This is a genomic window from Rhodococcoides kyotonense (assembly GCF_001645385.1).
GTDB lineage: Bacteria > Actinomycetota > Actinomycetes > Mycobacteriales > Mycobacteriaceae > Rhodococcoides > Rhodococcoides kyotonensis_B.
Genome location: NZ_LVHI01000017.1, coordinates 55,428 through 80,713 on the forward strand (window position 1 = coordinate 55,428; position 25,286 = coordinate 80,713).

At 64.8% G+C, this 25,286-nt stretch carries 23 protein-coding genes and 1 rRNA gene; 12 read left to right on the forward strand and 12 right to left on the reverse strand.

The annotated features are described in order from the left end of the window. Nucleotides 1–189: 189 nt before the first annotated feature. Genes A3K89_RS14415 through A3K89_RS14440 form a run of 6 tightly spaced genes read right to left on the reverse strand, consistent with a single transcriptional unit; the run spans nt 190 to nt 5,550 of the window. Complete coding sequence (locus A3K89_RS14415) at nt 190–951, reverse strand: HpcH/HpaI aldolase family protein (protein ID WP_068427173.1); 762 nt, start codon at nt 949–951, stop codon at nt 190–192. Nucleotides 952–965: 14 nt separating this feature from the next. Beyond that, entirely contained in the window at nt 966–1,922 is a 957-nt protein-coding gene (locus tag A3K89_RS14420) for an aldo/keto reductase (protein ID WP_068427175.1), read from the reverse strand. Next, complete coding sequence (locus A3K89_RS14425; RefSeq protein WP_068427176.1) at nt 1,919–2,758, reverse strand: ATP-binding cassette domain-containing protein; 840 nt, start codon at nt 2,756–2,758, stop codon at nt 1,919–1,921. Before A3K89_RS14425 ends, A3K89_RS14420 begins: the two co-directional genes overlap by 4 nt. Beyond that, entirely contained in the window at nt 2,755–3,600 is an 846-nt protein-coding gene (locus A3K89_RS14430; protein WP_068427178.1) for an ABC transporter ATP-binding protein, read from the reverse strand. The genes A3K89_RS14425 and A3K89_RS14430 overlap by 4 nt, the downstream gene beginning before the upstream one ends. Before the next feature lies 1 nt (nt 3,601). Next, entirely contained in the window at nt 3,602–4,531 is a 930-nt protein-coding gene (locus A3K89_RS14435; protein ID WP_084423803.1) for an ABC transporter permease, read from the reverse strand. Beyond that, nucleotides 4,531–5,550 (reverse strand): ABC transporter permease, encoded by a 1,020-nt coding sequence (locus tag A3K89_RS14440; RefSeq protein WP_240930905.1) that lies wholly within the window; start codon nt 5,548–5,550, stop codon nt 4,531–4,533. Before A3K89_RS14440 ends, A3K89_RS14435 begins: the two co-directional genes overlap by 1 nt. A gap of 284 nt (nt 5,551–5,834) precedes the next feature. Here A3K89_RS14440 and A3K89_RS14445 point away from each other — a divergent pair, with 284 nt between their 5' ends. The 8 genes from A3K89_RS14445 to A3K89_RS14480 all read left to right on the forward strand — a co-directional run bounded on the left by A3K89_RS14445 (nt 5,835) and on the right by A3K89_RS14480 (nt 14,789). Next, nucleotides 5,835–7,412: an ABC transporter substrate-binding protein gene (locus A3K89_RS14445; RefSeq protein ID WP_068427179.1), complete on the forward strand. Its 1,578-nt coding sequence runs from the start codon at nt 5,835–5,837 to the stop codon at nt 7,410–7,412. Between the two features lie 19 nt (nt 7,413–7,431). Beyond that, nucleotides 7,432–8,664 carry a sialidase family protein gene (locus A3K89_RS14450; RefSeq protein WP_068427180.1) on the forward strand — a complete coding sequence of 411 codons (1,233 nt, stop codon included), beginning with the start codon at nt 7,432–7,434 and terminating at the stop codon, nt 8,662–8,664. Beyond that, nucleotides 8,661–9,335 carry an SDR family NAD(P)-dependent oxidoreductase gene (locus tag A3K89_RS14455; RefSeq protein WP_068427216.1) on the forward strand — a complete coding sequence of 225 codons (675 nt, stop codon included), beginning with the start codon at nt 8,661–8,663 and terminating at the stop codon, nt 9,333–9,335. The genes A3K89_RS14450 and A3K89_RS14455 overlap by 4 nt, the downstream gene beginning before the upstream one ends. A 91-nt stretch (nt 9,336–9,426) precedes the next feature. After that, nucleotides 9,427–10,608: a four-carbon acid sugar kinase family protein gene (locus tag A3K89_RS26365; protein WP_068427181.1), complete on the forward strand. Its 1,182-nt coding sequence runs from the start codon at nt 9,427–9,429 to the stop codon at nt 10,606–10,608. Beyond that, on the forward strand, nt 10,605–11,618 hold the full coding sequence (gene pdxA, locus A3K89_RS26370) for a 4-hydroxythreonine-4-phosphate dehydrogenase PdxA (protein WP_068427182.1): 1,014 nt from the start codon (nt 10,605–10,607) through the stop codon (nt 11,616–11,618). The genes A3K89_RS26365 and pdxA overlap by 4 nt, the downstream gene beginning before the upstream one ends. A 28-nt stretch (nt 11,619–11,646) precedes the next feature. Next, nucleotides 11,647–12,408, forward strand: a complete 762-nt coding sequence (locus A3K89_RS14470) for a DeoR/GlpR family DNA-binding transcription regulator (RefSeq protein WP_254303537.1) — start codon at nt 11,647–11,649, stop codon at nt 12,406–12,408. A 49-nt stretch (nt 12,409–12,457) separates the two neighbouring features. Next, complete coding sequence (locus A3K89_RS14475; RefSeq protein WP_068427187.1) at nt 12,458–13,624, forward strand: NAD(P)/FAD-dependent oxidoreductase; 1,167 nt, start codon at nt 12,458–12,460, stop codon at nt 13,622–13,624. Nucleotides 13,625–13,694: 70 nt separating this feature from the next. Beyond that, nucleotides 13,695–14,789, forward strand: a complete 1,095-nt coding sequence (locus A3K89_RS14480) for a hypothetical protein (protein ID WP_068427219.1) — start codon at nt 13,695–13,697, stop codon at nt 14,787–14,789. 57 nt (nt 14,790–14,846) lie between these two features. Here the strand turns inward: A3K89_RS14480 and A3K89_RS14485 are convergent, their stop codons facing one another. The 4 genes from A3K89_RS14485 to A3K89_RS14500 all read right to left on the reverse strand — a co-directional run bounded on the left by A3K89_RS14485 (nt 14,847) and on the right by A3K89_RS14500 (nt 19,891). Then, on the reverse strand, nt 14,847–16,286 hold the full coding sequence (locus tag A3K89_RS14485) for a GntP family permease (RefSeq protein ID WP_068427188.1): 1,440 nt from the start codon (nt 16,284–16,286) through the stop codon (nt 14,847–14,849). Between the two features lie 109 nt (nt 16,287–16,395). Beyond that, nucleotides 16,396–17,019: a bifunctional 4-hydroxy-2-oxoglutarate aldolase/2-dehydro-3-deoxy-phosphogluconate aldolase gene (locus A3K89_RS14490; protein ID WP_068427189.1), complete on the reverse strand. Its 624-nt coding sequence runs from the start codon at nt 17,017–17,019 to the stop codon at nt 16,396–16,398. After that, nucleotides 17,016–18,611 carry an N-acyl-D-amino-acid deacylase family protein gene (locus A3K89_RS14495; protein ID WP_068427190.1) on the reverse strand — a complete coding sequence of 532 codons (1,596 nt, stop codon included), beginning with the start codon at nt 18,609–18,611 and terminating at the stop codon, nt 17,016–17,018. The genes A3K89_RS14490 and A3K89_RS14495 overlap by 4 nt, the downstream gene beginning before the upstream one ends. 8 nt (nt 18,612–18,619) lie before the next feature. Next, nucleotides 18,620–19,891, reverse strand: coding sequence for an alanine racemase (locus A3K89_RS14500; protein WP_068427191.1), 1,272 nt, complete (start codon nt 19,889–19,891; stop codon nt 18,620–18,622). A gap of 126 nt (nt 19,892–20,017) precedes the next feature. Between A3K89_RS14500 and A3K89_RS14505 the strand changes: the two genes are divergently transcribed. From A3K89_RS14505 to A3K89_RS14515, 3 genes are read left to right on the forward strand one after another with little or no spacing between them, the layout of a single operon-like run. Continuing rightward, a complete protein-coding gene (locus A3K89_RS14505) occupies nt 20,018–21,025 on the forward strand; it encodes a sugar kinase (RefSeq protein WP_254303538.1) in 1,008 nt (335 codons plus the stop codon). Further along, nucleotides 21,022–21,816, forward strand: coding sequence for an IclR family transcriptional regulator (locus A3K89_RS14510; RefSeq protein WP_068427192.1), 795 nt, complete (start codon nt 21,022–21,024; stop codon nt 21,814–21,816). The genes A3K89_RS14505 and A3K89_RS14510 overlap by 4 nt, the downstream gene beginning before the upstream one ends. Continuing rightward, on the forward strand, nt 21,813–22,214 hold the full coding sequence (locus A3K89_RS14515) for a RidA family protein (RefSeq protein WP_068427194.1): 402 nt from the start codon (nt 21,813–21,815) through the stop codon (nt 22,212–22,214). Before A3K89_RS14510 ends, A3K89_RS14515 begins: the two co-directional genes overlap by 4 nt. A 40-nt stretch (nt 22,215–22,254) precedes the next feature. Here A3K89_RS14515 and A3K89_RS14520 read toward each other — a convergent pair whose 3' ends face one another. Both A3K89_RS14520 and A3K89_RS14525 read right to left on the reverse strand, forming a co-directional pair. Then, nucleotides 22,255–23,421, reverse strand: coding sequence for a T3SS (YopN, CesT) and YbjN peptide-binding chaperone 1 (locus tag A3K89_RS14520; RefSeq protein WP_068427195.1), 1,167 nt, complete (start codon nt 23,419–23,421; stop codon nt 22,255–22,257). 77 nt (nt 23,422–23,498) lie between these two features. Next, complete coding sequence (locus A3K89_RS14525) at nt 23,499–24,650, reverse strand: alkaline phosphatase family protein (protein ID WP_068427196.1); 1,152 nt, start codon at nt 24,648–24,650, stop codon at nt 23,499–23,501. 494 nt (nt 24,651–25,144) lie between these two features. Between A3K89_RS14525 and A3K89_RS14530 the strand changes: the two genes are divergently transcribed. Beyond that, a 16S ribosomal RNA gene (locus A3K89_RS14530) occupies nt 25,145–25,286 on the forward strand; the annotation flags it as partial.

Sequence of the window (25,286 nt, forward strand, 5' to 3'; positions counted from 1 at the left end):
GAGAGGCCCGGGTCGGCTTTCGACAACCCAGTCCCACAACGCACCGAAGGCACGGAAGTAATCCCGTGCCTCGCGTGCGTGAGTCGTTCCACAGTCTGTATTCGGAGCCGAGCGCGATGTGTATTGCGACCGTCGTGCGCAGAAATGTAGAGCCCGCTCTACATTTCTGCGCACGGGTGCCGGCGGCGCCTACCCTCGGGCGGCCTTCAGGTGATCCGACGACACCGCCTTCAGGTGCGTCAGATCCGACGCGACGGTGGCGAGCGTGTATCCCTCGGCGAGCCGACGTGTCGCGACGTCACCGGACGGTGTGTGAATGCCCGCGGCAATTCCGGCAGCAGCTGCCGCCTTCTGCACGCGGACGAGTGCAGCCTCGAAGGCCTCGTCGACCGAGGTGTCGCTGGGGGATGCCCCACCGACTGCCAGGCGCAGGTCCGACGGTCCCACGTAGACGCCGTCCAGACCTGGAACCGCGCAGATCTTCTCGACGTTCTCCAAGCCCTGCGGCGTCTCGATCATCGCCAGGACGACGGTGTCGCGGTTCGCATCTGCCGGCGTCGGACCGATGCGCAGCTGTGAACGCATGGGTCCGTACGACCGGATTCCGGCCGGAGGGTAGGTAGCTGCCGACACCGCGGCGGCTGCGTCCTCGGCGGTGTCGATCAGAGGGACGATGACACCTGCGGCTCCCGCGTCGAGCGCACGGCCGATCGCCGTCGCGTCGTTCGCCTCGACGCGAATCATGCCGGCGGGCCCGTTCGCCGCGTCGATGGCGGTGAGTCCGGCGAGCATTCCCGAGTAGCCGATCAGTCCGTGCTGGAGATCCAAGGCGATGTAATCCCAGCCGACGTGGGCAAGCCATTCGGTGGAGACCGGGCTGTCGATGACGGACCAGTATCCGAGGATGCGCTCCCGGTTTCGGACGCGGGCGGCGAATTCCTGTGCAGTCATGTCTGGTGCGCCTTTCAGCGGTTGTAGTTCGGCATCGGCCCGCGCAGCGCGGCACCGACCTCGTCGCATGCGGTGACGACGTCGTCGTCGAGTGGACCCTTGCGGACCGCCGCGATGTTGGCGACGAGATGGTCGACCTTCGAGCCCCCGAGGAGAATCGGCCCCGTCGCAGGCTTGGACACGAGCCAACGCATCGCGAGTTCGGTCATCGGCATCCGCGCGTCTTCCGCGATCTTCGTCAGCTGTGCGATCGCGTCGAAAATTGCTGTGTTCCAGTACCGTTCGCGGTACATGGCCGCGAGTCGGGAATCGCCGAACCGGCCGTCGGTCGGTTCTGCTTCGAACGAGTGCTTTCCGGTCAGCAACCCCCCGCCGAGCGGGTTGTAGACCATCGTGACGAGGCCGGTGACCTCCGCGAACTCGGCGTACTCCTCTTCGATCCTGCGAGCGAGGAGGTTGTACAGCTGCTGCGCGACGATCGGTCGCGGCGCACCGACTGCGTCGGCGACGTGGTTGATCTCGCCGATCTGCCACGCCGCGAAGTTCGAGACACCGAGCGCGCGAATCTTGCCCTCTTTCACCAACTCCGCCACCGTGGAGAGCGTGTCGGCGAGGTCGGCCGCGCGATCGGGCTGATGCAGATAGAACAAGTCGACGTAGTCGGTGTTCAGTCGCGTCAGGCTGGCCTCGACGCTGAGGCGGAGTCCGGCGGGGGAGAGCGGACTGTTGTCGCCTGCATCGGGATTCGGCATCCCTGCCTTCGTCGCGACGGTCACCTGGTCGCGTCGTGACGCCAGAAGACCGGCGAGGATGCGCTCCGATTCGCCTCCGGCATACCCGTTCGCGGTATCGATGTGGGTGATGCCCGCATCGAGCGCGGCGTCGACCATCCGGGCTGCGCCGTCCGCGTCGACGGTGTCGCCGAACGTCATCGTTCCCAGAACGAGGGGCGAGATGTCGAGCGAAGTCATGCTGTTACTCCTACAGAGGTCTGGGCGAGACGCGAGACGATGTGTCGCGGCTTGATTCCGTGCATCGCGGCGGGGTCCAGAGCCGCAGCGCGCAGTGCACGAGTGTACGGCTCCTTCGGCCTGGCGAGAACGTCGTCGGTGTCGCCTGCTTCGACGATTCGGCCCTTCGACATCACGACGACGGTCTCGCTGATCTCGCGCACCACACCGAGGTTGTGCGAGATGAACACGTACGTAAGGCCTGTGTCGCTCTGGATTTCGCGCAGCAGATCGAGTACCTGCGCCTGCACCGAGACGTCCAGTGCGCTCGTGGCCTCGTCGCACACGAGGATCTCCGGTCCGGCGGCGAGCGCACGCGCGATACCGATGCGCTGACGCTGACCACCCGAGAATTCGACGGGCCGACGATTCAATGCGGTCTTCGGCAATCCGACGCGGTCGATGAGCTTGGCGGCCTTCTTCGCTCGCTCGGACTTGTTGCGAATGCCCTTCAGTCGCAATGGCTCACCGACGATGTCGACCGCGGTCAGATGAGGGTCGAGTGAGCCGTACGGGTCCTGGAACACCATCTGCACACGAGACCGGAACGGGCGCAACGCCTTTTCCGACAGCTGAGAAATGTCGGTGCCGTCGACGACGATCTTTCCCGACGTCGGCGTCAGCAACCGGACGATCGATTTGGCGATGGTGGACTTGCCGCAGCCCGATTCGCCCACGACGGCCAGCGTCTTGCCCTTGTCGACGGAGAAGCTCACCGAGTCGACGGCACGGAAGACGCCGTCACCGACGGGGTATTCGACGACGAGATCTTCGACGGACAACAGTGGCGCGGTCATACTGCTACCTCTCTCGGTGCGGTGCCGTAGGGAGCGGGGTCCGGCGATCCGTCCCACGACCCCAGGTGCGGAATCGCGTCGAGCAGCTTCTTGGTGTAGGGATTCTGCGGCGCTGCGACGAGTTCCTCGGCGGCGCCGTTCTCGACGAACACACCGCTCTTCATGACGTAGATCCGATCGGAGACGAGCCGCGCGACGCCGAGATCGTGTGTGATGACGAGCATTCCGATGCCGGTGCGTTCCTGTAACTCCAACAACAGGTCGAGAATGCTGGCCTGAACGGTGACGTCGAGGGCGCTGGTCGGCTCGTCGGCGACGATCAGCTCGGGGCCCGACGCCAGTGCGCTCGCGATCAGCACGCGCTGCAGCATGCCGCCGGACATCTGATGGGGATACTTCTTCAGCTGCGTCGACGGATTCGGGATGCGCACCTGCTCGAGGAGTTCGATGCACCGAGCCGTCTGCTTCGCCTTCCCGGACACACCGCTGTGCCTGACGGCTTCGGCGAGCTGGCTGCCGATGGTGTGGACCGGCGACAGTGCCGTCATCGGATCCTGTGGGATCAGTGCGATGTGCTTGCCGCGAATCTTGCAGAGCTGCTTGGTCTTACCGAGGATTTCGGTGTCCTTGAAGGTCACCGATCCGGAGAGCACCGCGAGATCCGTCGGAAGGAGCCCGAGCAATCCCATGGCCGTCGTCGACTTTCCCGAGCCCGACTCGCCGATGATAGTGACGGTTTCGCCGGCGTCGATGCAGAAGGAAACGCCGTCGACGGCGCGCACGACGCCCTTGTCGGTGACGAGTTCGATCTGGAGGTCGTCGACCTTCAACAGAGTGCCCATGTCAGGCGCCTTTCTTGAAGCGGGGGAAGATTCCGAAGCGGCCGAGTCCGGCCGGGCGGTCTCGCAGGCCGTCGCCCAGTAGGTTGACGCCGACCACGAGCAGCACGATGACGAGGCCCGGCAGGGTGACGAGCCACCACGACGTCGTGATGTAGTCCTGGCCGTCGGAGATGATTCGGCCCCACGTCGCGAACGGGCGCTGCGGTCCGGCACCGAGGTAGCTCAGTGCGCTCTCGAGCAGAACGGCCTGGGCGAGGAGGAGAAGAACGACGAGCGACGCCTGCTTGAAGATGTTCGGCACGACGTGGCGAAGGAGAATCGCGACACGTCCGAGGCCCAGTACTCGCGCGGCGGCCACGTACGGCTTCTCACGTTCGACGAGCACCAGAGAGCGTGTCAGACGGGCGATCTCGGGCCATTGCGCGATCGCGATGACGAACGTGATGACGGGGATCGACGGACCGAACAGTGCGACGACGAGCAGAAGCATCATCAACAGCGGAAGCGACAGCTGTGCTTCGAGCAGTCGGGACACGACGGTGTCGACCCACCCGCCGAGGAAGCCTGCGAGCGAGCCGAGGGTCAGCCCGATCAGGCCGGAGACGAGTACGGCAAGGATGCCCACGGTGAGCGACACCTGTCCGCCGTAGAGGACACGGGAAAGAAGGTCGCGACCGAGTTGGTCCGTGCCGAACAGATGTCCGTCGGTCAACGGTGGCAGCCGACGCTTCGCGAGGTCGGTTGCGTCGGGAGATGCGAGCGGAAGCACCCGCGCCAGCGCGACGGGCAGAATGACCGCCAGGGCGCAGAGCGTGCCGACCCAGATCTTGACGCGGCTGTCGCGGCTGCGGCGCGTGGCACCTGCGGTGGCGAAGTCCTTGGCGGTGACGGCACTGGGCCGGGAGGTCTTCGGGGTGTCGACGACGGTCATCAGTTGGCTGCCTTCCCGAGTCGGACGCGGGGGTCGAGGAGTGGGTAACAGAGGTCGACGGCCAGCTGTACGAGCACCGCGAGAACCGCGGTCACCAGCACCGTTGCCTGGATCAGCGGATAGTCGCGTGTTTCGAGTGCGCGGACGACCAGGGAACCGACGCCGGGCCACGCGAACACGACCTCCACGACGACGACACCGTTGAGCATCGACGCGAAGCGCGTACCCAAGGCGGTGACGACGGGGATCGACGAGTTGCGGAGCGCGTATCGCCACGTGATCTCGCGCTCGGAGACGCCGCGCGAGCGAGCCACGGTGACGTAGGGCGACGCGTATGCGTTCACCATCTCGCGTCGGACCATCCTGGAGATGAGTGCGATCTGCAGTACCGCGACTGTGAGGGCGGGCAGAAGCAGGCTCGACCATGTCGTGAACCCGGCGGCCGGAAGCACCGGCACCAGGACGGCGAAGAACGTGAGAAGCATCAAGCCGGTCCAGAAGTCGGGCATCGACTGACCCGCGATCGTGACGATGTTGGCGCCGAGTTCGCGGCGGGTGTCGGCACGACGCGCCATCCAGATTCCGAGGGGAATCGAGACGATTGTGGTCAGCAGTATCGCCGCGAATGCCAGCGTGACCGTGTACGGAATGCGTTGCAGGACGACGTCGAGCGCAGGGGCCTGGAACGAGTACGACGTACCGAGGTCGAGAGTGAACAGACCCTTCAGGTACAGCAGGTACTGGGTGAAGACCGACTGGTCCAAGCCCAGGTTCGTGCGAATCTGCGCCAGATCCTCGGTGGTGGCGAGCGGACCGGCCATCGAGTAGGCCGGATCACCCGGGGCCATACGAATCAGCACGAACACCGTCGTGAGTGTCAGGAAGATGGTCAGAAGGCTCTGTCCGAGCCGGCGCACCACGTACCGTGCCGTCGGCGCGGTGAGGAACGCCGGGAGCGCCGAGTCCTTGCGGGACTTGGCGGCGGGAACGCTCGGGGGAGCGGCAGTGAGCTGCGTCATTTCCCCACCTTCGTTCCGCGAAATGCCTGGGTCATCGTCGACCTTTCGATAACACTGCTGCGTTCGAATACTTCGCGGGTGGCACGCACGTGCCACCCGAACGTTTGTAACTCAGCTCACAATGTCACTACTGCGCGATTTGCGCAAGTACGAATTCGTTTCTGCGTATTTCGAGCAATTCGGTGTAGAGTCTGGGTTGTGTCCACGATCACTTTCGTCGAGTCTGCCCACGCGGCATCGATTCGACGCCCACATCTCGATGTGACAGTCACGAGGGGTCAACGATGACCGAAAGCTTTGTCAGTCAACCGTTCTCGCGACGGAGCCTGTTTCGCGGCGGGCTGATTCTCGGCGCGGGCCTGTCGCTGGGCGGCGGGCTGACCGCGTGCGCAACACCGACGGGCAAGCCCGGTCCCGACACCGTCAGTCTGGCGATGAACCGTTCGATGGTCAGCCTCGACAACAAGCTCCTGCAGTTCGACGCGGCCCTGACGGTGCAGCGGGCGGTGCGCGAGGCGCTGACGACGATCGATACGTCGCTGAAGGTGCAGCTCGTTCTCGCGGACAGCTTCGAGCTCGTCGCCCCGACGCAGTGGCTCGTCCACCTGCGCCCGGGCGTCACCTACTCCGACGGCAGCCCGGTGCGCGTCGAGGACGTCGACACCGCACTGAAGATGTACAGCCAGGTGAGTGGTTCGTTCGTGGGCGGCTTCTTCCCCGAGTGGCCGACCGTCGGCAAGATCGACGAGTCGACCTTCACGCTCGACACCGAACGGCCGGTGCCGGTGCTGGACTACTTGATGTCGAACATCCTCATCACGCCTGCGGCTCAGAACGTTCCGGAAGACCTGCAGGGTGGCGTCGGAACCGGCCCGTACATCGTGACCGAGGCGGATCGGGGCACCGGCAACTACTCGCTCGCCCGCAACACGAAGTACTGGGGTGCGGCGCCGTCGGTCGAATCGGTCAACATTCGTTTCGTTCCGGACGAGTCCAACCGGGTCGTCTCGCTGCGCAGCGGGGAGGTCGACGTCATCGACGCGATCACGCCGGACGCGGCCGACCAGCTGGCCGGGCTCGCGGGAGTGACGGTGGAACGCGTCGACGGGGTTCGGTTGAACCAGCTGTTCTACAACTTCCGCAAGCCGCAGGGGCATCCGCTCGCCGACGCGCGAGTCCGAAAAGCGTTGAGCTATGCGATCAACGGCAACGCGCTCATCGATCAGGTGATGCAGGGAGCGGCGACGCCGTCGCGCGGCGTCGTACCGGGGATTCTGGACGGTGCGATCGAGACCGGCGAATACGTCTACGACCCCCAGCGCGCTCGGGCTGAACTCGATGCGCTCGGTGTGCGTGATCTCGAACTCAAGATCATCTGGGAGACGGGTGAATTCGCCGCCGACACCGACATCATGGAATCGGTGCTGCAGATGTTGTCGGCGGTCGGCGTTCGCGCGACGCTGCAGCAGTTCGAGCCCGGTGGCGACATCTCGACGTGGCGACAGGGCAAAGCCGGCGACTGGGACATCCTGGGTAACGGCTTTCCCAGCCCGACGGGCCTCGCGGTCACGATCATGCAGGGCATGTACGCGGGAACGGCCGCGAAGGAAGAGACGCGAGACACCTACCACGGCTACATCTTCCCGGAGATCTCCGCGCTGATCGCGAAGGGCTCGGAGGATCCGAATCCGGTGACGCGCAAAGAGACTCTCGCCGACGCGCAGCGTCGCATCTGGGAGACCTGGCCGTGCCTGTGGTCGTTCGTGCCGAAGACGGTCATCGCACGCAACAACCGAATCGACGGAATCGGTCTGCGGCCCACCAACTCGTACGACATGGCTGCGGTCACCCTCCGAGCTTGATCGAAGAAGAAAGAAGAACATGAGCGACACGAGCTTCCTCACCCCCGGCGACCTCCTCGCCGACGGCGTACTCCGCGACACCGACGAGACGGGGCGTTCCGACGCGTTTCTTCCTGCCCCGCAGGTGCAGAACCACGCCGCGAATCTGGCGGTGTTGCCCGACGGGTCGCTCGCGTGCGTGTGGTTCGCCGGAACGCAGGAGGGTGTCCCGGACATCAGCGTGTGGTTCTCGCGATTGGAATCGGGGGCGCAGGTGTGGAGCGAACCCGTGCAGCTTTCCGACGATCCGACGCGGTCCGAGCAGAATCCTGTTCTGTTCGTGCGTGATTCGGGCGTCGTGTGGCTGCTGTGGACGTCGCAGCATGCAGGCAATCAGGACACGGCACGTGTACTTCGTCGCATCTCCACCGACGGTGGCCTCAGCTGGGGTGATGCTCATGTTCTGATTCCCGAGACGGATGCCGGTGGCGTGTTCGTGCGTCAGCCCGTCATTGCGCTGTCGTCGGGTCGCCTGCTGCTACCGGTCTTCCACTGCGTCAAGATCGAGGGGCGAAAGTGGGTCGGTGACCGCGACTACAGCGGCGTGATGATCTCCGACGACGACGGTGAGACCTGGCGTGAGTCGGTCGTGCCGGACAGCCTCGGGTGCGTGCACATGAACATCGTCGTTCGCGAGGACGATTCGCTGGTCGCCCTCTACCGCAGCCGGTGGGCCGACTTCGTCTACCGCAGTGTCTCGACCGACGGTGGTGAGACCTGGAGTGTTCCTGTGCCGACCGAGCTCCCGAACAACAATTCGTCGGTTCAGGCGGTCGGTCTCGACGACGGACGGTTGGCTCTCGTCTACAACCACTCGTCGGCGCTCGACGCCACGTCACGTCGTACGTCTCTGTACGACGAGATCGACGACGACGGTCTGGCGGAAGGCGGCCAGGCCGACGGTTCCGCCGCGGCGATCGAGGCCCCGATCGACGACGGGGACGCGCGTGCCGCGTTCTGGGGCGCTCCTCGGGCGCCGATGACGCTCGCGGTCTCGTCGGACGGCGGAGTCACCTGGCCGGTTCGACGCAACCTCGACGAGGGCGACGGGTTCTGCCTGACGAACAACTCGCGAGACGGCTCGAACCGCGAGTTCTCGTACCCGTCGATCACCGAGACCGCTGACGGGCGAATTCACGTCGCCTACACGTACTTTCGTCAAGCGATCAAGTACGTGCAGCTCGACCGAGCGTGGATCGGCGGGTCGGAATGAGCGGACATGCCATCGTGACGGGAGTGAGCAGCGGCATCGGCGCGTCGATCGCCGCGAAGCTCCTGGGCGAGGGCTGGCGTGTGACGGGTCTGAGCCGGACGCGCCCGTCCGAAGGATTCGGCGGCGACTGGGTGGGGATCGACCTGTCCGATACTGCGGCCGTCGCAGATCTCGTTGCGACACTGGATGATCCGACGGCGGTGATTCACGCCGCCGGCGTCCAGCGATCGGGCCGCCTCGGTGCTCTGGACGCCGCACACGGCGAACAGATGTGGCGCGTGCACGTCGCTGCTGCGGAAGTGCTGGTGAACGGATTGGCGGACCGGATCGCCGACGGTGGGCGCGTCGTGTTGATCGGCAGTCGCACGATGACCGGCGTTGCCGGTAAGAGCCAGTACGTCGCAACCAAGTCGGCACTGGTCGGCATGGCCAGGTCGTGGGCGATGGAATTGGTCGACCGCGGCATCACCGTCAACGTCGTCGCCCCCGGTCCTACCGACACGCCGATGTTGAACGACCCCGGCCGCAAGAGCACTCCGCCCGTGACGCCACCGCTCGGGCACTTCATCGATCCTGACGAGATCGCCGAGTTGGTCGCGTTCCTGCTGTCCCCGCATGCGCGGAGCATCACCGGACAAACCATCGTCCAATGCGCTGGGACGTCGCTATGACGGGGCGGTTTTCGAAAATTCTGCGCGAAACGCGCAGAAGTGGTAGCTTTATGTGCGCGGAAAACGCAAAATCGGAAGGGAGGGCACGTCGATGAGCGGCGAGCGTCCCGACCTCCTCGTGCTTGCCGACGATCTTTCCGGCGCCGCGGAGTGTGCTGCGGTCTTTCTGCATCGAGATGTCGACATCGCGCTCGACATCGACCGACTGCAGTCCGAGGCCGACGTCCGTGTTCTCGATCTCGGGACGAGGATCATGACAGCTGCCGACGCGGCTCGGCGACTGCGAGAAGTGCTCGACGGGGTGCCCGGGGACGTCCAGGTAGTCAAGAAAATCGATTCGATGTTGCGTGGCAACATCGCGGCCGAGCTCGAAACGCTCTCCGAGACAGGGCCTGTCGTAGTTGCGGCAGCATTGCCTGCACTGAACAGAACCACCGCGAACGGCGTCCTCCACATCGACGGTGTCCCACTGCATCTGAGCGGTCGGTGGGGCATGGAACGAACAGCACCACCGGAGTCCATCGACGACTTGCTCCCCGGAATCGCGACGGTTTCGCTGGGTGTCGGGGTGACCGAGGACGAGTTGCGCTCCGCGCTGTCGTCGGGTGCCGTCGCGGTGTGCGACGCGTCGACGGACGAGGATCTCGATACAGTTGTCGCCGCAGCGGCCTCGGTACCGGGCGTACGTCTCGTCGGCACGGCTGCGCTCGCTGCCGCCGTGGCCCGCACACTGCCGACCCGTACCGTCGACATGAGAAATCCGGAGCCTGCCCCGGCGCTGGTCGTCGTGGGAACTGCAGAAGCCGTTGCCGTCGAACAGGTTCGCTACCTCGAGCGCTCCGGCGCAACTCACGTGCAGGTCGACGTCGACGACCTGCTGAACGCACGTACCGATCCCGACACCGTCCGATCGGCATTGGCCCTCGGTGTCGCCGTACTGACGGTGTCGGGTCCGGTGGAACCGAGCAGGGCTAGCTCGGTGGCCTCGGCCCTCGGCGAACTCGTCGCAGCGGTGGTGCGCGGACGCTCGGTCGGTCTCGTTCTTACCGGAGGCGAGACCGCCCGGCGCGTCATCGATGCACTCGGTATCACGACCTTGGAACCCGTCGCCGAAGTGCACCGCGGCGCGGTCGTGTCGCGGACGAGCGACGGCACCCGAATAGCAACGCGGCCAGGCAGTTTCGGAGACCACGACAGTCTGGTCTCGATGAGCAACCATCTGCGCGGCATCGACGACAACGTATTCTTTTCTCACAGTGAGGCATTGGCATGACAACAGCTCTTCCGCCCTACATCGCGGTGACCATGGGTGACGGCGCCGGAATCGGCCCCGAAGTGATCGTGCCCGCCATGATCGACCCGGCGACACTGGAACGCTGCCGTCCGGTCGTCGTCGGCGACGCCAAGCGGCTGAGGCTCGCGGCCGAGGTCCTCGGCGTCGACGTCGAGATCGCGGTGGTGAACGCGGTAACCGAAGCCGAGTTCACGCCGTCGCGCATCAACGTGATCGACCTGGACCTGCTACCCGACGACCTGCAGTGGGGCGAGCTGTCCGCGGTCGCGGGCGACGCGGCCTACCAGTACATCCGGGTGGCGAGCGAACTCGCCGTGCGCGGCGAGGTCCAGTCCATCTGCACCGCGCCGCTGAACAAGGAGGCGCTGCACGCCGCCGGACACATCTTCCCGGGTCACACCGAGTTGCTGGCGCATCTGACCGGTACCGAGGAAGTGTCGATGATGTTGTCGACGCCGAAGTTAAAGGTCATCCACGTGACGACGCACATCGGTCTCCTCGACGCCGTCGCGAAGATCGAGCCGGGCTTGGTGGAGCGCACGATCCGGCGCGGCCACGAGGCGCTCCTTCGATCGGGCACGGCGAACCCTAAGATCGGAGTCTGCGGAATCAACCCGCACGCAGGCGAGAACGGGCTGTTCGGGTACGGCGAAGAAGATCTGAAGATCGTGCCTGCCGTCGAGAAGTTGAAGGCCGAGGGCATCGACGCCGTCGGGCCGCTGCCTGCGGACACCGCGTTCTTCCTCGCCGGCCGCGGTGACTACGACCTCATCGTCGCGATGTACCACGACCAGGGGCACGGACCGGTGAAGGTGCTGGGAATCGAGGCAGGCGTCAACATCACGGTCGGACTTCCTGTCATCCGTACGTCCGTGGACCACGGAACAGCTTTCGACATTGCAGGTAAAGGAATCGCCGAGGCCGGTAGCATGGTCGAGGCACTGCGGCAGGCTGCCGAATTGGCAACCAGCCCAGCGTTACTGAGCTGAATCGAACGCCGGACAGGCAGGGGTGGCGGTGCGGGAATCGGAGATCAGGCGGAACGAGATCGTCAGGCTGGCCAAGAACGGCGGCCTGACGAGCGTCGACGAATTGTCCTCGTTGTTCGAGGTCACCGCGTCGACGATCAGGCGCGACCTCAACCACCTGACCGAACGCGGACTGCTCGCCCGAACATACGGCGGCGCCATTGCGTTGAACGGGCACCACGAGGCGTCGATCAAGCAACGGTCGCTCGAAGGCTACGACGCGAAGCGCATCATCGCGGCGTGGGCTGCCGAGCAGGTTCTGCCCGGGGAGACGGTTCTGCTCGATGCCGGAACGACCGTCGGCGCCATGGGTGAATTCCTCCGTGGTGCGACGGATCTGACGGTCATCGCCGCAGGCCTGACCGCGTTGGAAGCGCTGGCCGACGCGGAGTCGGTGCGCGTCGAGTGCCTCGGCGGCACACTGCGGCACCTGAGCCAAGGTTTCGTCGGACCGTTGGCTGAGGCGTCGCTGCAGAGGGTGTCGTTCGATCGTGCGTTCCTCGGAGCCGATGCCGTCACCGCCGAGTTCGGTATCTGCGAGGCGGGTTACGACCAGACTCGCCTGAAAGAACTGATGATGGAACGCGCGGGCAAGATCTACGTTCTCGCTCATTCGACGAAGCTCGGGCAAAGGCCTTTTCACGCGTGGGCTCCCATTCCGGCGGGGACGACGCTCGTCACCGATTCGGGCGCCGCACCTGAGCAGATCGAACCGTTCGAGAAAGCTGCGATCGACGTGGTGATTGTCTGACGTGCATCCGGGGTAGCCAACACCCGTTGTCTACTGCAAGGAGTGCACGATGCGTTATGACTACCTCATCGTCGGGGGCGGTATGGTCGCCGACAACGCAGCACGCGGTATTCGTGAGAAGGACAGTTCCGGATCCATCGGGATTCTGAGCGCCGATACCGACGATCCGTACACCCGCCCCGCGCTGTCCAAGAAGTTGTGGACGGACAAGGATTTCGGGCGCGATCAGGTTCCGCTGAACACGGTGGCCGACACCGGCGCGGAGATCCACAAGTCGACGCGTGCCACGGCGGTCGATCGCGAAAATCGTTCCGTCACAACCGACTCCGGCGAAACGTACGAATACGGCACCCTGCTGTTCGCAACCGGAGCGTCGCCCGTGCAGTTGGAACTGGCGCCCAGTCCACGCGTCATCTATTTCCGAACCTATGCGGATTACCGTGCGCTACGCGAACTGTCGAAGACCGCGTCGCACATCGCCGTCGTCGGTGGCGGCTACATCGGTACCGAAATCGCGTCGGCACTGTCGCTGAACGGAGTGAAGGTCACCCTCGTCACCTCCGACGACGTGCTCGGCGGGCACATGTTTCCCGAAGTCCTCGCGGCCTCGTTCGACGAAGGTTTCACCGAACACGGCGTCACCGTCCGGCGCTCGGTCAAGGTCGAATCCGGAGCCGAGGCGTCGGCACGCGTCCAGTTACAACTCGACGACGGGTCGAGTGTCGAAGCCGATGGCGTCGTGTTCGGACTCGGTGTGCGCCCGAACGTCGAACTGGCCGAGGCCGCGGGCCTCGAGGTCGACAACGGAATCATCGTCGACGAATACCTCCGCACCGGCGATCCCCACGTGTACGCGGCAGGCGACGTCGCCAACTACCCGGACGCCATCCTCGGGCGTCGTCGGATCGAGCACGTCGACAACGCCAACGAGATGGGCAAGGCCGTCGGACGACTCATGGCCGGTGGCACGGACCCCTACACGTACACGCCGTACTTCTATTCCGATGTCTACGACGACGGCTATCAGGCCGTCGGAACCGTCAGCACGTCGCTGAAGACGGTGGAGGACTGGAAGACCAAGCCCAAGGAGGGCGTCGTCTACTACGTCGACGACGACGGCGTGGTCAACGGCGTCCTGATGTGGAACGTCTGGGAGGGGCTCGACGAGGCGAAACAGCTCATCGCCGACGGCGCGAAGCCCCCGTCCGGCAACTAGGCTCCGTTCGCGGCACGCGGCGCACGAATCTGGGACAGTGGACAGGGTCCAGGAGACCCAGGAGCCGAACATGACCGAACATCCCGCGCTCGGAAGCGACCGAGAGCGCGTCGAAGAGCAGGTACGACGGTGGTGCGACGACGCGCGCCTCGACGGGCGGCGCCCACCACTGTCCGACGCCGCGGCCGTCGCCATCGCCGCGGGCAGGCTGGACGAACCGACGCGGACGATTCTCGCGGCACGACGCCGCGCGGGAAGGACACTCCCGTCGATCGGTGGGTTCGCTGCGATTCGGGTGCTCGCCGACGAGCGTGAGCGGTGGCTCGCCAAGGACACCCGGAACAAGCCCGGGTCGGCGATCGTCTACCGCATGCGGGCAGCCGAGCTGGGTAAACGGCTCGACCATCTCCGTACCACCGTCGTGATGTCCAACAAGCACTACGCGAACGGTGTCCGTGCCGTCCGACGCGAACGCCGCGACGGACTGCATCTGGACCTCGACCAACGGGATGCCTTGTTCGATGCACTGCGTCACACGCCGGTCCCCAAGGCGGAGGCAGGAACGGTCGTCGAACGCGCGGGGTTCTCTGCACTCGACTCCGCCGCCGACAAGGTGGTGGACGCGTCGAGGAACACTCGGTTCCGTGAACTCGGCGACCGTGCGTCCAGCTTGATCACGCAGTTCACCGATCGGCGCGACGACGTGTTCGACGACAGGTACGAGACGCTGCTCTTCCTCGCGGGCTCGTCGTACGACCGCGTGCAGGCGTCGCCTGCGTGGCGTTCGGAACATTTCGTGGTGCAGCGCACGCAACTCGATCTCGCGGACGAGCTGACCCAGGTTGCCGTCGACGCGAACGCGCTGCGCGAGATCTCCTCGGAACTCGAAGGCGTCGCCACGATGATGTTCGACGACGTCACGCGCGACCAGGTGGCGACGCGTCGCACCGCGTTGGACGCCGTGTGGAGGCAGTTGATCGATCGTGTCGCGGCGCTCGTTCGGGTCGCGGACCTGGTGACCCGTGCCGAGGGGGAGGTACGCACGATGGACGTCGTGCAGAAGGCACGCAGTCTCGACGACCGCATCGACGCACTCATCGCGCGTGCGGGCAATCGCGAATTATCCGCGGACAACACGCATTTCGTGGGCGATCAGCTGCGGTGACCATGTGCGCGAAAATACATAGCGGGCTATGTATTTTCGCGCACATGACTGCCGGCCCTAGGCGACGATCGCGAACAGCACCGCTGCCACCGCGAAGCTGACCACGGACAGGATCGTCTCGAGCACCGTCCATGTCTGCAGCGTCTGCTTCACCGTCATGTTGAAGAACTTCGCGATGATCCAGAAACCGCCGTCGTTGACGTGGCTCAGGATGATCGATCCCGCCGCGATGGACATCGCGACCAGTGCCGTGGCCATCGGCGAGTAGTTCTGTGCCGCGACGAGCGGTCCGACGATGCCGCCGGTCGTCACGATCGCGACCGTCGCGGAACCCTGCGCGATGCGCAACGCGCAGCTGATGACGTAGGCCAGGACGATGATCGGGAGTCCCGCTGCGGACATCGCGTCGGCGAGCGCGGTGCCGATGCCGGTTGCGGAGATGACCTTGCCGAAGAACGCGCCTGCGCCGACGACGAGAAGCAGCATGCCGACGGGCCGCAGCGATTCGCCGGTCAGTGTGCTCAGTTCCTGGACTGTGGACCCACGCCTGATGCCGAGCACGTAGAACGCGATCAGGACGGCGATCAACAGTGCGACGGCAGGCGTGCCGAGGAACGTGAGAACCTCGAGCAGATTGCCCGGCTCGAGCAAGATGCTGCCGAACGTCGCTCCCAGGATGAGCACGAGCGGCACCGCGATGATGGCCCCGATGACGGCGACGGACGGGGGAGTGGTCACGACGGGACGCTTCGTGGTGACCGACGTGCCGCCGCCCGCGCTGTCGCCGTTCTCGTCGGCCTCGTTGATGAAGTCCTCGGGCACGTCGACGATGACGCGCTTGCCGATCCAACTACCCCACGCCAGACCTGCGGCGAGGAATCCGGGTATACCGCACACGAATCCCATCAGGATCAGCCAGCCGAGGTTGACCTCCAGCAGACCACCGAGCGCAACGGGTCCCGGGTGCGGGGGCAGGAACGCGTGCGTCATCGACAGGCCGGCAAGCATCGGCAGGGCATACAGCACCAACGACTTTCCGCCTTGGCGCGCGGCCACGTAGACGAGCGGGGCGAGAACGAAGATGCCGATGTCGAAGAAGACGGGGATGCCGAAGATCAGGCCGAGCAGACCCATCGCGACAGGTGCACCACGCTCACCGAAGATGCCGAGAAGTTTCGACGTCAACGCCTGTGCGCCGCCGGATCTTTCGAGGATTGCGCCGAGCACGGTACCGAGTCCGATGATGACGGCGATGTGCCCGAGGATCCCTCCGAATCCTGTTTCCAGCAGGGACTCGTTGCTCTTGATCGCCGTGCCGACGATCTCCGAAACAGGTAGGCCCGCTGCAAGAGCCAGGCCGAGACCCACGATCAGCAGCGCGACGAACGGTTCGAGTTTGACCTTGATGATGACGACGAGAAGCACTGCGATGGCGACGCCACACAGTACGAGAAGGCCAGGTGTCGACGTCCTGAGCCAATCGACGACGCTACTCATGGGGTGCCTTTCGATAGCGGGAGTGGAGCCTGCGGAACGACCCGGGTGGGCGGGAGTGGAGCCTGCGGAACGACCCGGGTGGGCGGGAGATGAAGCGGAGAGGTGGGGTTCATTGCTGGGGACCGAGAGATTCGACGAATGTTCGTGCACGTGAGGCGATGTCGTCCCAATTGCTCGCCGCGACGCTGGCAGGGGGGACGACGTCGGTGCCCGCGGTCACCGCGACGGCACCGTGCTTCAGGAACTCGGCCGCGTTGGACGCGTTGACGCCCCCGGACGGCACGAGTCGGGCGTCCGGAAGTGGGCCGAGAAGGTCCTTGAAGTGCGCAGGCCCGAGTGCACGGGCGGGAAATATCTTGACTGCTGCTGCGCCGAGGTCGATCGCGTTCATGACCTCGGTCGGAGTCAACGCACCCATCATGACCGGAATATTCTGTGTTGCAGCCACTTCGGCCACTTCCGGGCGCAACCCGGGAGTGACGAGGAATTGCGCACCGGCGTCGATCGCCGATCGCGCCTGCTCGCCCGTCAGGACGGTACCCGCACCGATGACGGCGCCGGCGTCGGCTGCGTCCCGAAGCAGCTGCAGAACCCCCGGCGTCGTGAACGTGAGTTCGACGGCACGTATCCCGCCGCGCGCCACCGCGTCGGCCAGAGCTGCGGGGTCGGAGATCGACGGGGCTCGCACGACGGCGAGTGCACGGTCGTCGAGAATGGTCTGTAGTGCGTTCATGTCATCCGTCTCAGTGAATGACCGGCCAGGTTGCCGGTCGGTTGTCCGTCGTCGATTGCGAGTGCGCCGTTGACGATCACATGGCTGATCCCCACGGCCTGTTGTTTCGGCTTCTCGAAGGTAGCTGTGTCGGAAACCGTTGCGGGATCGAACAATACGAGGTCTGCGGCGTTGCCCTCGGCAATGGTGCCGCGATCGCTCAAACCGAGACGTCCGGCGGGCCGGCCCGTCAGATGGTTGATGCAGTCTTCGAGTCCGAGGAGTCGTTCTTCCCTGACATAGTGTCCGAGGTACCGCGGAAACGTGCCCCACGCGCGAGGGTGGGGGCGTTCTCCGACGAGGATCGCGTCGCTGCCACCCATGTGGTGCGGGTGCGCCATGATGGCACGAACGTTGTCCTCGTGGCCGACGTGCTGCAGGATGGTCGTCGCAAGTTGGTCCTTCTGCAGGATGTCGAAGAAGACGTCGACGGGGGCTTCGCCACGGTCGGCTGCGATGTCAATCATCGTCCGTCCGACGTAGCGGTCGAGTTCCGGATTCGCGACGCCGCTGAGTTGGATCGTCTCCCATTCGACCGTGACCCCATGGCACCCGTCCGAGCCGTTGACGTCGACGTCTTCGGCGATGCGGGCGCGCATCTCCGGGTCGTCCATCCGGGCCAACGCCTGGTCCGGCCCTCCCGACATCGCCCAACTCGGCAGGAGCGCCGACAGAGTGGTCGCACCGGGAAGATACGGATACGTGTCCAGGGTGACGTCGCACCCGTCGGCGATGGCAGCGTCGACCATGGCCAGAAATTCACCTGCCCGACCGCGGTTCACCCCGAAGTTCATGGTGGCGTGGGTCAGGTGCAGGGCGCATCCCGTCTCGCGGGCGAGATCGAGCATCTCCTTGTAGGCCTCGAGCGCACCGGCACCGTACGACCGGGTGTGTGGTGCGTAGAAGCCGCCGAACTCCGCGACCACTTCACACAGCGCACGAAGCTCGCTCGTGTCCGCGTACATACCGGGGGTGTAGGTCAACCCACTCGACATTCCGACGGCACCCTCGGCCAACCCTTGCGCGAGAAGCTCTCGCATGTGGGCTGTTTCGCGTGCGGTCGCGGGTCGCTGATCGCCGCCGACGGCAAGGTATCGCAGCGTTCCCTGCGGAACGAGGTACGCCGCATTCGGGGTGATGCCTCGGTCGAGACGCGCCAGATATTCGGCGACGGACCGCCACGAGAAATCGAGGTCCGACGGGTTTCCGTTCCACCCTGCGATCTGTCGACGAACGATGTCGAGTGTCGCGTCGTCGATGGGTGCGTACGCAATTCCGTCCTGGCCGATGACTTCGGTCGTGACGCCCTGGCTGATCTTGGGGAAGTGACCGGGATCGGTCAGCAGCCCGAGATCGGAGTGCGCGTGCATGTCGATGAACCCGGGCGACAGGACGTGTCCCGGAGGCACGTCGATGATGCGATCCGCCCCGTCCAGAAGTCCTGGAGCGGTGACGGATTCGATCCGTCCGTTCTTCACGAGCACGTCGCGCCGGGTACGCGGGGCACCGGTTCCGTCGACGACGTCCGCACCGCGAATGAGTAATTCGGTCATGGTCGGTCCTAGAAGAAGGTGTGGACGAGGTCGACGACGCGAGGGTCCTCGGCATCGGCGTCGTCGATCACAGGAATAAGCCGCCATTTGTCGAATGCCGTACAGGGATGCGAGAGACCCAGTCGTACAACGGATCCGATCGGTGCAGCTGCGTCGTCGTCGGGGAAGCGGAGGAATGCGTGCTGATCGTTGAGGGCGGTGACCTCGGCCGCATCGATCGACTGAGGCGTCGGAAGGCCCTCGTCGAACGGCAGGTCTCGCTTACCCGCGTCGAGCAGCGCCAGACCGGGCTCCGGCCGCGAGACGACGCGGGCCCACCCGTGCATCGCCGACGTCAGCGCATCGTCGGAGCGGGCAGGGATCATCGGCGAAATCTGCGAGTAGAAACCGTCGTCGTGGATGATGTACGCCCCGGAACGGAGAACGACCGACGTCGGAACGCCTCGCGCACCGTCCTCGTCCGCGAACGACGCCAGCCGCTCGACCACGAGATCCTGATACGCGCTGCCGCCTGCAGTGATAACCGCGGTGCCGGAGTAGAGGCCGGCAGCGTCGAGTTCGCGGTGCAGCGCGCCGACGGCGTCGAGATACGTTCGAACCGCATCTAGGCCGCTGTCCGATCGGTCGTGGCTCAGAGCCCCCTCGTATCCGCCGACGCCGACGAGGTTCAGTCGTGGAGAGTCGGCGACAGCTTTCGCGACGGACCGCGCCTCCTCGATGGTGCGCGCGCCGGTACGGCCGTGTTCACCACCGAGTTCGACGACGATGTCGACGGGTCGCGTGCCCGTGGCGTTGTCCAGGATGCGGTTCATGGCGCGAACCGTGTCGAGGCCGTCTGCCCAGCAGACGAATTCGAATTCCGGGTGCTCGTCGAGTTCGCGCGCGAGCCACGTCAGGCCGACTGGGTCGACGAGGGCGTTGGCCAGCATGATCCGGTCCACACCGAAACTGCGTGCGGTCTGAACCTGCCAGATGGTTGCGAGTGTGATGGCCCAGGCGCCGGATTCGAGCTGACGTCTCCACAGGGTCGGCGCCATCGTCGTCTTGCCGTGCGGGGCGAGCTTAACGCCGGATTTCTCGGCCCACGTCGCCATGACGTCGACGTTGTGCTGCAGTCGGCCGTCGTCCAGCGTGAGCAGCGGGGTCTGGAACTGGCTGAGAGTCGGTCGCGTCGCGAGGAATTCGCGGATTCCCAGTCCCCACGCCTGCGGGGGAACAGATTTGTGTTCGGGTCCGAGCACTCGCGACGCAAGGGCGTCGACGACATTCGAGTCGATCAAGACAAGACCTCCAGGCCTGACTTCGCTATGCGTTGCGTATTTTGCAACGCAAGTTGCGCAAAATGTTTGTGCTCAGTAGTGTGCAACGAACTGGGGGAAAGTCGCAAGCATTCGAAGGAGATCGATGTGACGTCGCCGCGAGCGATCTGCGTCGGCGAGGGGTTGGTGGTCCTCGTTGCGGAACCGGGCCCATTGGAGAATTCCGAAACGTTCACCAGGTCGGCCGGTGGTGCGGAAGCCAACGTGGCGAGAGTGCTCGCTCAGTTGGGCGTGTCGTCCTCGTGGATCTCGAGAGTGGGCAACGACGGCTTCGGTCGTTACCTGTTGACGCAGCTCGTCGACGCCGGCGTCGATGTTTCCGCTGTCGTCCTCGACGAGACCCGACCGACCGGCATGTACGTCAAGCAGCGCGGCGGTGGAACGGGGTCCGAATGGGATCTGCCCGACGGGGACAGTCGGATGACGTATTTCCGGACCGGCTCCGCTGCAAGTGCGTTGTCGCCCCGCGACATCGGCGGGGGAGCTGCTGCGGATGCGATCGGGTCGGCCGAAATCGTGCATTTCTCGGGCATCACGGTCGCGTTGTCCGAGTCGGCCGAACGGATGACACGCGCGTTGATCGCCGGTGACGGTCTCGTCAGCTTCGATCTCAATTACCGGCCCGCGTTGTGGGCCAACAGGATCGACGACGCATCGCGAGTTCTCGCCGACCATGTGCGTGGCAGCGACGTCGTCCTGATGGGAGCCGATGAGGCGGGCGTGGTCTTCGGTCTCGACGATCCGGCCGCGCTGCGCGCCGAGTTTCCCGAACCGCGACATCTCGTGATCAAGAACGACGCGCATGTCGTGACGGCGTTCGACGGCGACGAGCGTGTCGACGTTCCCGCCCTCCGGCTCGATGTGGTGGAGAAGATCGGTGCGGGCGACGCCTTTGCCGGCGGATTCCTCGGTGGCTTGCTGAACGGGGTGTCGGCGGAAGGGCGAGTCCGCCTCGGGCATCTGTGCGCGGCGGGTGCGCTCACGGCTCGGGGTGACGTGGCGACGATTCTCGCCGGGCCCAGTCTCGATGCAGCAATCGGTCTGTCGGCCGACGAATGGACGCGAATTCACTACGGGGAGTTGGTGAGTGTATGAGTCAGAGTCTGTCGCGAGCGTTGACGATCCTCGGTCTGCTCGGCGACGAGGGCCGGTCGCTGGATCAGCTCGCCACCGAACTGGGTGTCCACAAGACGACGGTGCTGCGTCTGCTGCGGACGATGGAAGCCGACCGGTTCGTCCAGCACGACGCGGAGCATCGGTACATGCTGGGATCGAGATTCTTCGAACTGGCCAGTCACGCGCTCGAGCAACGTGACGTCAGGACCGTCGCGCGCCCGCATCTGGCTGCGCTCAACGCGTCGACCGGTCAGACCATCCACCTCGCCACCTACGAGAACGGCGAGGCCATCTACATCGACAAGTTCGACGCCAAGCAGAGCGTGCGCATGTACTCGCGCGTCGGCAGACCCGCAGCCTTGCACTGCACCGCGGTGGGCAAAGTCCTGGTATCGGCGAGGCCTCGGTCCGAACAGGTCGAGATCGCGAACAATCTCGGTTACCAGCGATTCACCCACAAAACGATCGATTCGGCCGAGCGCTACCTCGCCGAACTGGAACTCGTTGCGCAGCAAGGCTTCGCGGAGGATCACGAGGAACACGAGTCGTTCGTCAACTGCGTGGGCGTGCCCGTGCGCAACGGAGTGGGCGACACCGTGGCCGCTGTGTCGATGTCCGTCCCCGACATGCTGTTGGACCACGCTCAGGTACTGGCAACGCTGCCCGAGATCTTGGCTACCGCAGCGGCGATATCGGCAGACCTCGGGTGGAGGTCTGCCACAGAAACTTCGACCATCGAAGACAACATGAACGTGAAAGGAATCCGATGAGCGAGAAGATCGCAGTCCGCACCGATGCAGCTCCCGCACCCGCACACACCTTCTCCCAGGGCGTACGCAAGGGCCCGTTCGTGCAGGTGTCGGGGCAAGGACCCGTCGACCCCGAGACCAACGAGTACCTGTACCCGGGGGACGTCGCTGCGCAGACGACGCGCACGCTCGAGAACGTGCGCGCCATCGTCGAGGCGAGTGGAGCGACGTTCGACGACGTCGTCATGCTCCGCGTGTACCTGACCAAGCGCGAGGACTTCGCGATCATGAACGACGCGTACGGCGAGTTCGTGCAGAAGCACACGAAGGGTGACGTGCTGCCCAGTCGTACGACAGTGTTCACTGGGCTGCCCCGCGAGGAAATGCTGGTGGAGATCGACGCGGTGGCCATCGTCTGACGCACTACGCGTTGCTGATGCGTCGGGTGTTCCGACCGCATCAGGCGTTGTCGAAGAACGCGGCGGTGCGGAGCGTGAGGCGGAGTGTGGCCACGATGCGGTCCCATGGAACGGCCTCCGCTTCGTACTCGTCCATCGCGTCGGTGTCGCCGCGTTCTTCTGCTTCGAGTGCGCACTCACGCCACGACCGAGCTTGGTCGGAGCAGAACGCTTCGTAGCCGGCGATCTTGGTCCTGTCCTGGCCGCATACCGATACGACGAGTTCCACGTCGACGGCACCCTCGGCCGCCGAGTCCAACTCGAGCAGAGCCAGCAAATCGGGCGGCACGTCGCAGTCGCCGTCGTGGTGCGCATCGTCGTCCGAGGCCGTGAAATCCGGTTCGGGGCGGGGATCCGGTCCTGTGTACGCGACGACTCCGCCGAGGTGGTCGGCGAAGGACGCGTCGACGCGCATGACGAACTCGGCCAAACGATGGAAAGCGGCGTCGAGATGTCGAGGCACTAGAGGTTGTGCGTCGACGCTGGCCGCGACGTGCACACGGTCGTCGACCAGGAGGAATTTCAACCGGGAGTGGCGGCGATTGAGGTCGGCGACCAATTCGGCTGCACGCGTACGACCCGAGATCCGCTCCACGACCGGCGCGTGGATACGTACTTCGGTCGGACCGGCCACATAGACGTATGCGGTGACCAGCCCCAACATGATGGCGACGCTCTTGTCGGCGGAGAGCTCGACGTCGAGTCCCGTGACGTTGCGCAAACAGCTCAGAACCACGCGCTCGAGTTCGTCCTCGCGATCGGTCATCACGGCAGTGGTCGGGTCGTATGCTTCGGCGCCCCTGGAATCCTCGTCACCGTCGAGAAACGCGGGGTGCGGAACGCCCCACACGGTTCTGATTTCGCCGACGGCCAGGAATGCCAGATGATCGGCCCACGCGGCCGACTTCTCGACGACGTTCGTGGACGATTCGGCATCGTGCGCCCATGGAGGAACAGGCGCCGACAACGCGGTCGTGGTGCAGACGATCGTGTCCGACGGCGTCCTGCGAAAGGTCATGGTCGGCCGTCGTCGGTCGTCCGGAACGAATGCCGGACACAGCGTGATTTCGGCGGTGCCGTGCGCAAGCCGATCCGCCAACCGGCGAGTGAATGCACCCCAGTCCTTCCCGGTCGCCTCGTCAAGATCCAGCCCATCGAACGTCGACATGTGTTCCCCGTTTCTGCCGCTTCGGACTTCTCGAACGGGTGGGAAGGTAGACGGGGGTACCGACAGGTTCAGGGCAGTCAGTGACTCGGACGGACGACCAGCGCTGGAACCAACAGCTCTGCCGACGTCAACGAGCCGTGATGACCGCGGAGTCGAGCCGCTATCGACTCGGCATCGGTTCGCACCAAGGCGGATCGATCGTGCGCGAGCGCAAGTAGGTCGCCGATCCGCCCGTACGCGGCCCGCGACACGGCCGGGCCGAACCAGCCGTTGTCGACGGCCTCGTCCTTGGTGACGACAGTGAAACTTCTCCCCAGTTCGGCCTTCCACGCGTCGTACACCTCCGACGTTGCTCCCTTCCGGGTGTAGACGTACCTCATTCGTGCTTCGCCGCCCAGCTGTCCGACGCCGGCGCGTAGGGCAGGCGACGCGTCGTAGTCGACACGGTCCCCGACCTCGACCATGCCGTGGTCCGAGACGACCACCAACGCTCCGTCCGTCGGAACCGTCTCGGCCAACGATTGTGCGAGCCGATCGACCTGACGGAGCTCCGCCCGCCACGCGTCGGAACTCGGTCCGCGTACGTGTCCGACGAGATCGAGGTCGCCGAAGTACGTATAGGCCAATGTCGGACCAGGGGAGGACAGAACGTCGGCGACATTCCCGACGAGGTCACCGGATGTGATCGACGTTCGGAACGACGCCCCGCGCAACGATGCACGCGTCAGACCGGACCCGTTCTGCAGCGCGGGGCCGACGTGGAAGATCCCGACGCCCGACGCCACACCGTGTTCGAACGAGGTGCGTGTCGGTTGAAAAGTCTCCGGAACGAGGTCGGGGGAAAGTTCGTCAGAGCTCGACGACCCCTGCAGTGCCCACTTCAGGGAGTTCATCAGCCCCTTGTGGCCGGGTGGTGAGACGAGATAGCCGACGATTCCGTGCTCACCGGGAGGTAAGCCGGTGCCCAAGGAGCTGAGACTCGTGGCGGTCGTGCTCGGAAAGCCGGCGGTGATCGAGTTGCTCGTGTGCGAGGTCAGAAACGGCGCGTCGTCCGGGTGTGCCGCTAACTGCTCGGCGCCCAGGCCGTCGACGACGAGAAGGCAGATGCGTCGGGCGCCCTCGAGTTCGAAACCGATTCTGTCGGTCGTGTCCGGGACGCCGAGATGGGCGAGGATCGATGGGACGACGTCGGCAAGCGACGCGGATCCATATCGGGGTTGCAGAAGCATGCCACCACCGTAGGACGCCGGGGCAACCGCTCGCTGTGTGTTGTTAACAGTTTCAGCGCGCTGACCAGGCGATTTGCGCAAGTGTTCTCGTTGGCGTAACTTTTGTCGAGTCAGAGCGACACGGACACCGACCCGAGCCGAGAGGCGCGGGACACGAGGTTGGACGAGGTTAGCACTGACGCCCCCGGATAAGGTAAGAAAGTAACCGCGTCCGGGATACGAACGTGTAAGCCCCAGAGCAAACGCTAAAGCGAGAGCGATGGTGTGCGCGTGTTCTTTGAGAACTCAACAGTGTGTCGATGAATGTCAGTGCCGAATGTTTTTGGCGCTCATGCCTTTCGGGGTGTGGGTGTGACGTCTTCTTGCTTCATTCTTCCCGTCTGGGGTGAGGGGACATTTTTTGCTAGTTGAGTTTTTTTGCTAGTGATTTGGCTCTTTGGTTTTTGAACTGATTCGCGATCCTTCTTTGTGGAGGGTTGTTGTTTCTAGAGTCTTTTACGGAGAGTTTGATCCTGGCTCAGGACGAACGCTGGCGGCGTGCTTAACACATGCAAGTCGAGCGGTAAGGCCTTTCGGGGTACACGAGCGGCGAACGGGTGAGTAACACGTGGGTGATCTGCCCTGCACTCTGGGATA

Coding starts and splice junctions, on each gene's coding strand:
- A3K89_RS14415 (WP_068427173.1), bottom strand. CDS start 951: ATGACTGCACAGGAATTCGCCGCCCGCGTCCGAAACCGGGAGCGCATC.
- A3K89_RS14420 (WP_068427175.1), bottom strand. CDS start 1,922: ATGACTTCGCTCGACATCTCGCCCCTCGTTCTGGGAACGATGACGTTC.
- A3K89_RS14425 (WP_068427176.1), bottom strand. CDS start 2,758: ATGACCGCGCCACTGTTGTCCGTCGAAGATCTCGTCGTCGAATACCCC.
- A3K89_RS14430 (WP_068427178.1), bottom strand. CDS start 3,600: ATGGGCACTCTGTTGAAGGTCGACGACCTCCAGATCGAACTCGTCACC.
- A3K89_RS14435 (WP_084423803.1), bottom strand. CDS start 4,531: ATGACCGTCGTCGACACCCCGAAGACCTCCCGGCCCAGTGCCGTCACC.
- A3K89_RS14440 (WP_240930905.1), bottom strand. CDS start 5,550: ATGACGCAGCTCACTGCCGCTCCCCCGAGCGTTCCCGCCGCCAAGTCC.
- A3K89_RS14445 (WP_068427179.1), top strand. CDS start 5,835: ATGACCGAAAGCTTTGTCAGTCAACCGTTCTCGCGACGGAGCCTGTTT.
- A3K89_RS14450 (WP_068427180.1), top strand. CDS start 7,432: ATGAGCGACACGAGCTTCCTCACCCCCGGCGACCTCCTCGCCGACGGC.
- A3K89_RS14455 (WP_068427216.1), top strand. CDS start 8,661: ATGAGCGGACATGCCATCGTGACGGGAGTGAGCAGCGGCATCGGCGCG.
- A3K89_RS26365 (WP_068427181.1), top strand. CDS start 9,427: ATGAGCGGCGAGCGTCCCGACCTCCTCGTGCTTGCCGACGATCTTTCC.
- pdxA (WP_068427182.1), top strand. CDS start 10,605: ATGACAACAGCTCTTCCGCCCTACATCGCGGTGACCATGGGTGACGGC.
- A3K89_RS14475 (WP_068427187.1), top strand. CDS start 12,458: ATGCGTTATGACTACCTCATCGTCGGGGGCGGTATGGTCGCCGACAAC.
- A3K89_RS14480 (WP_068427219.1), top strand. CDS start 13,695: ATGACCGAACATCCCGCGCTCGGAAGCGACCGAGAGCGCGTCGAAGAG.
- A3K89_RS14485 (WP_068427188.1), bottom strand. CDS start 16,286: ATGAGTAGCGTCGTCGATTGGCTCAGGACGTCGACACCTGGCCTTCTC.
- A3K89_RS14490 (WP_068427189.1), bottom strand. CDS start 17,019: ATGAACGCACTACAGACCATTCTCGACGACCGTGCACTCGCCGTCGTG.
- A3K89_RS14495 (WP_068427190.1), bottom strand. CDS start 18,611: ATGACCGAATTACTCATTCGCGGTGCGGACGTCGTCGACGGAACCGGT.
- A3K89_RS14510 (WP_068427192.1), top strand. CDS start 21,022: ATGAGTCAGAGTCTGTCGCGAGCGTTGACGATCCTCGGTCTGCTCGGC.
- A3K89_RS14515 (WP_068427194.1), top strand. CDS start 21,813: ATGAGCGAGAAGATCGCAGTCCGCACCGATGCAGCTCCCGCACCCGCA.
- A3K89_RS14520 (WP_068427195.1), bottom strand. CDS start 23,421: ATGTCGACGTTCGATGGGCTGGATCTTGACGAGGCGACCGGGAAGGAC.
- A3K89_RS14525 (WP_068427196.1), bottom strand. CDS start 24,650: ATGCTTCTGCAACCCCGATATGGATCCGCGTCGCTTGCCGACGTCGTC.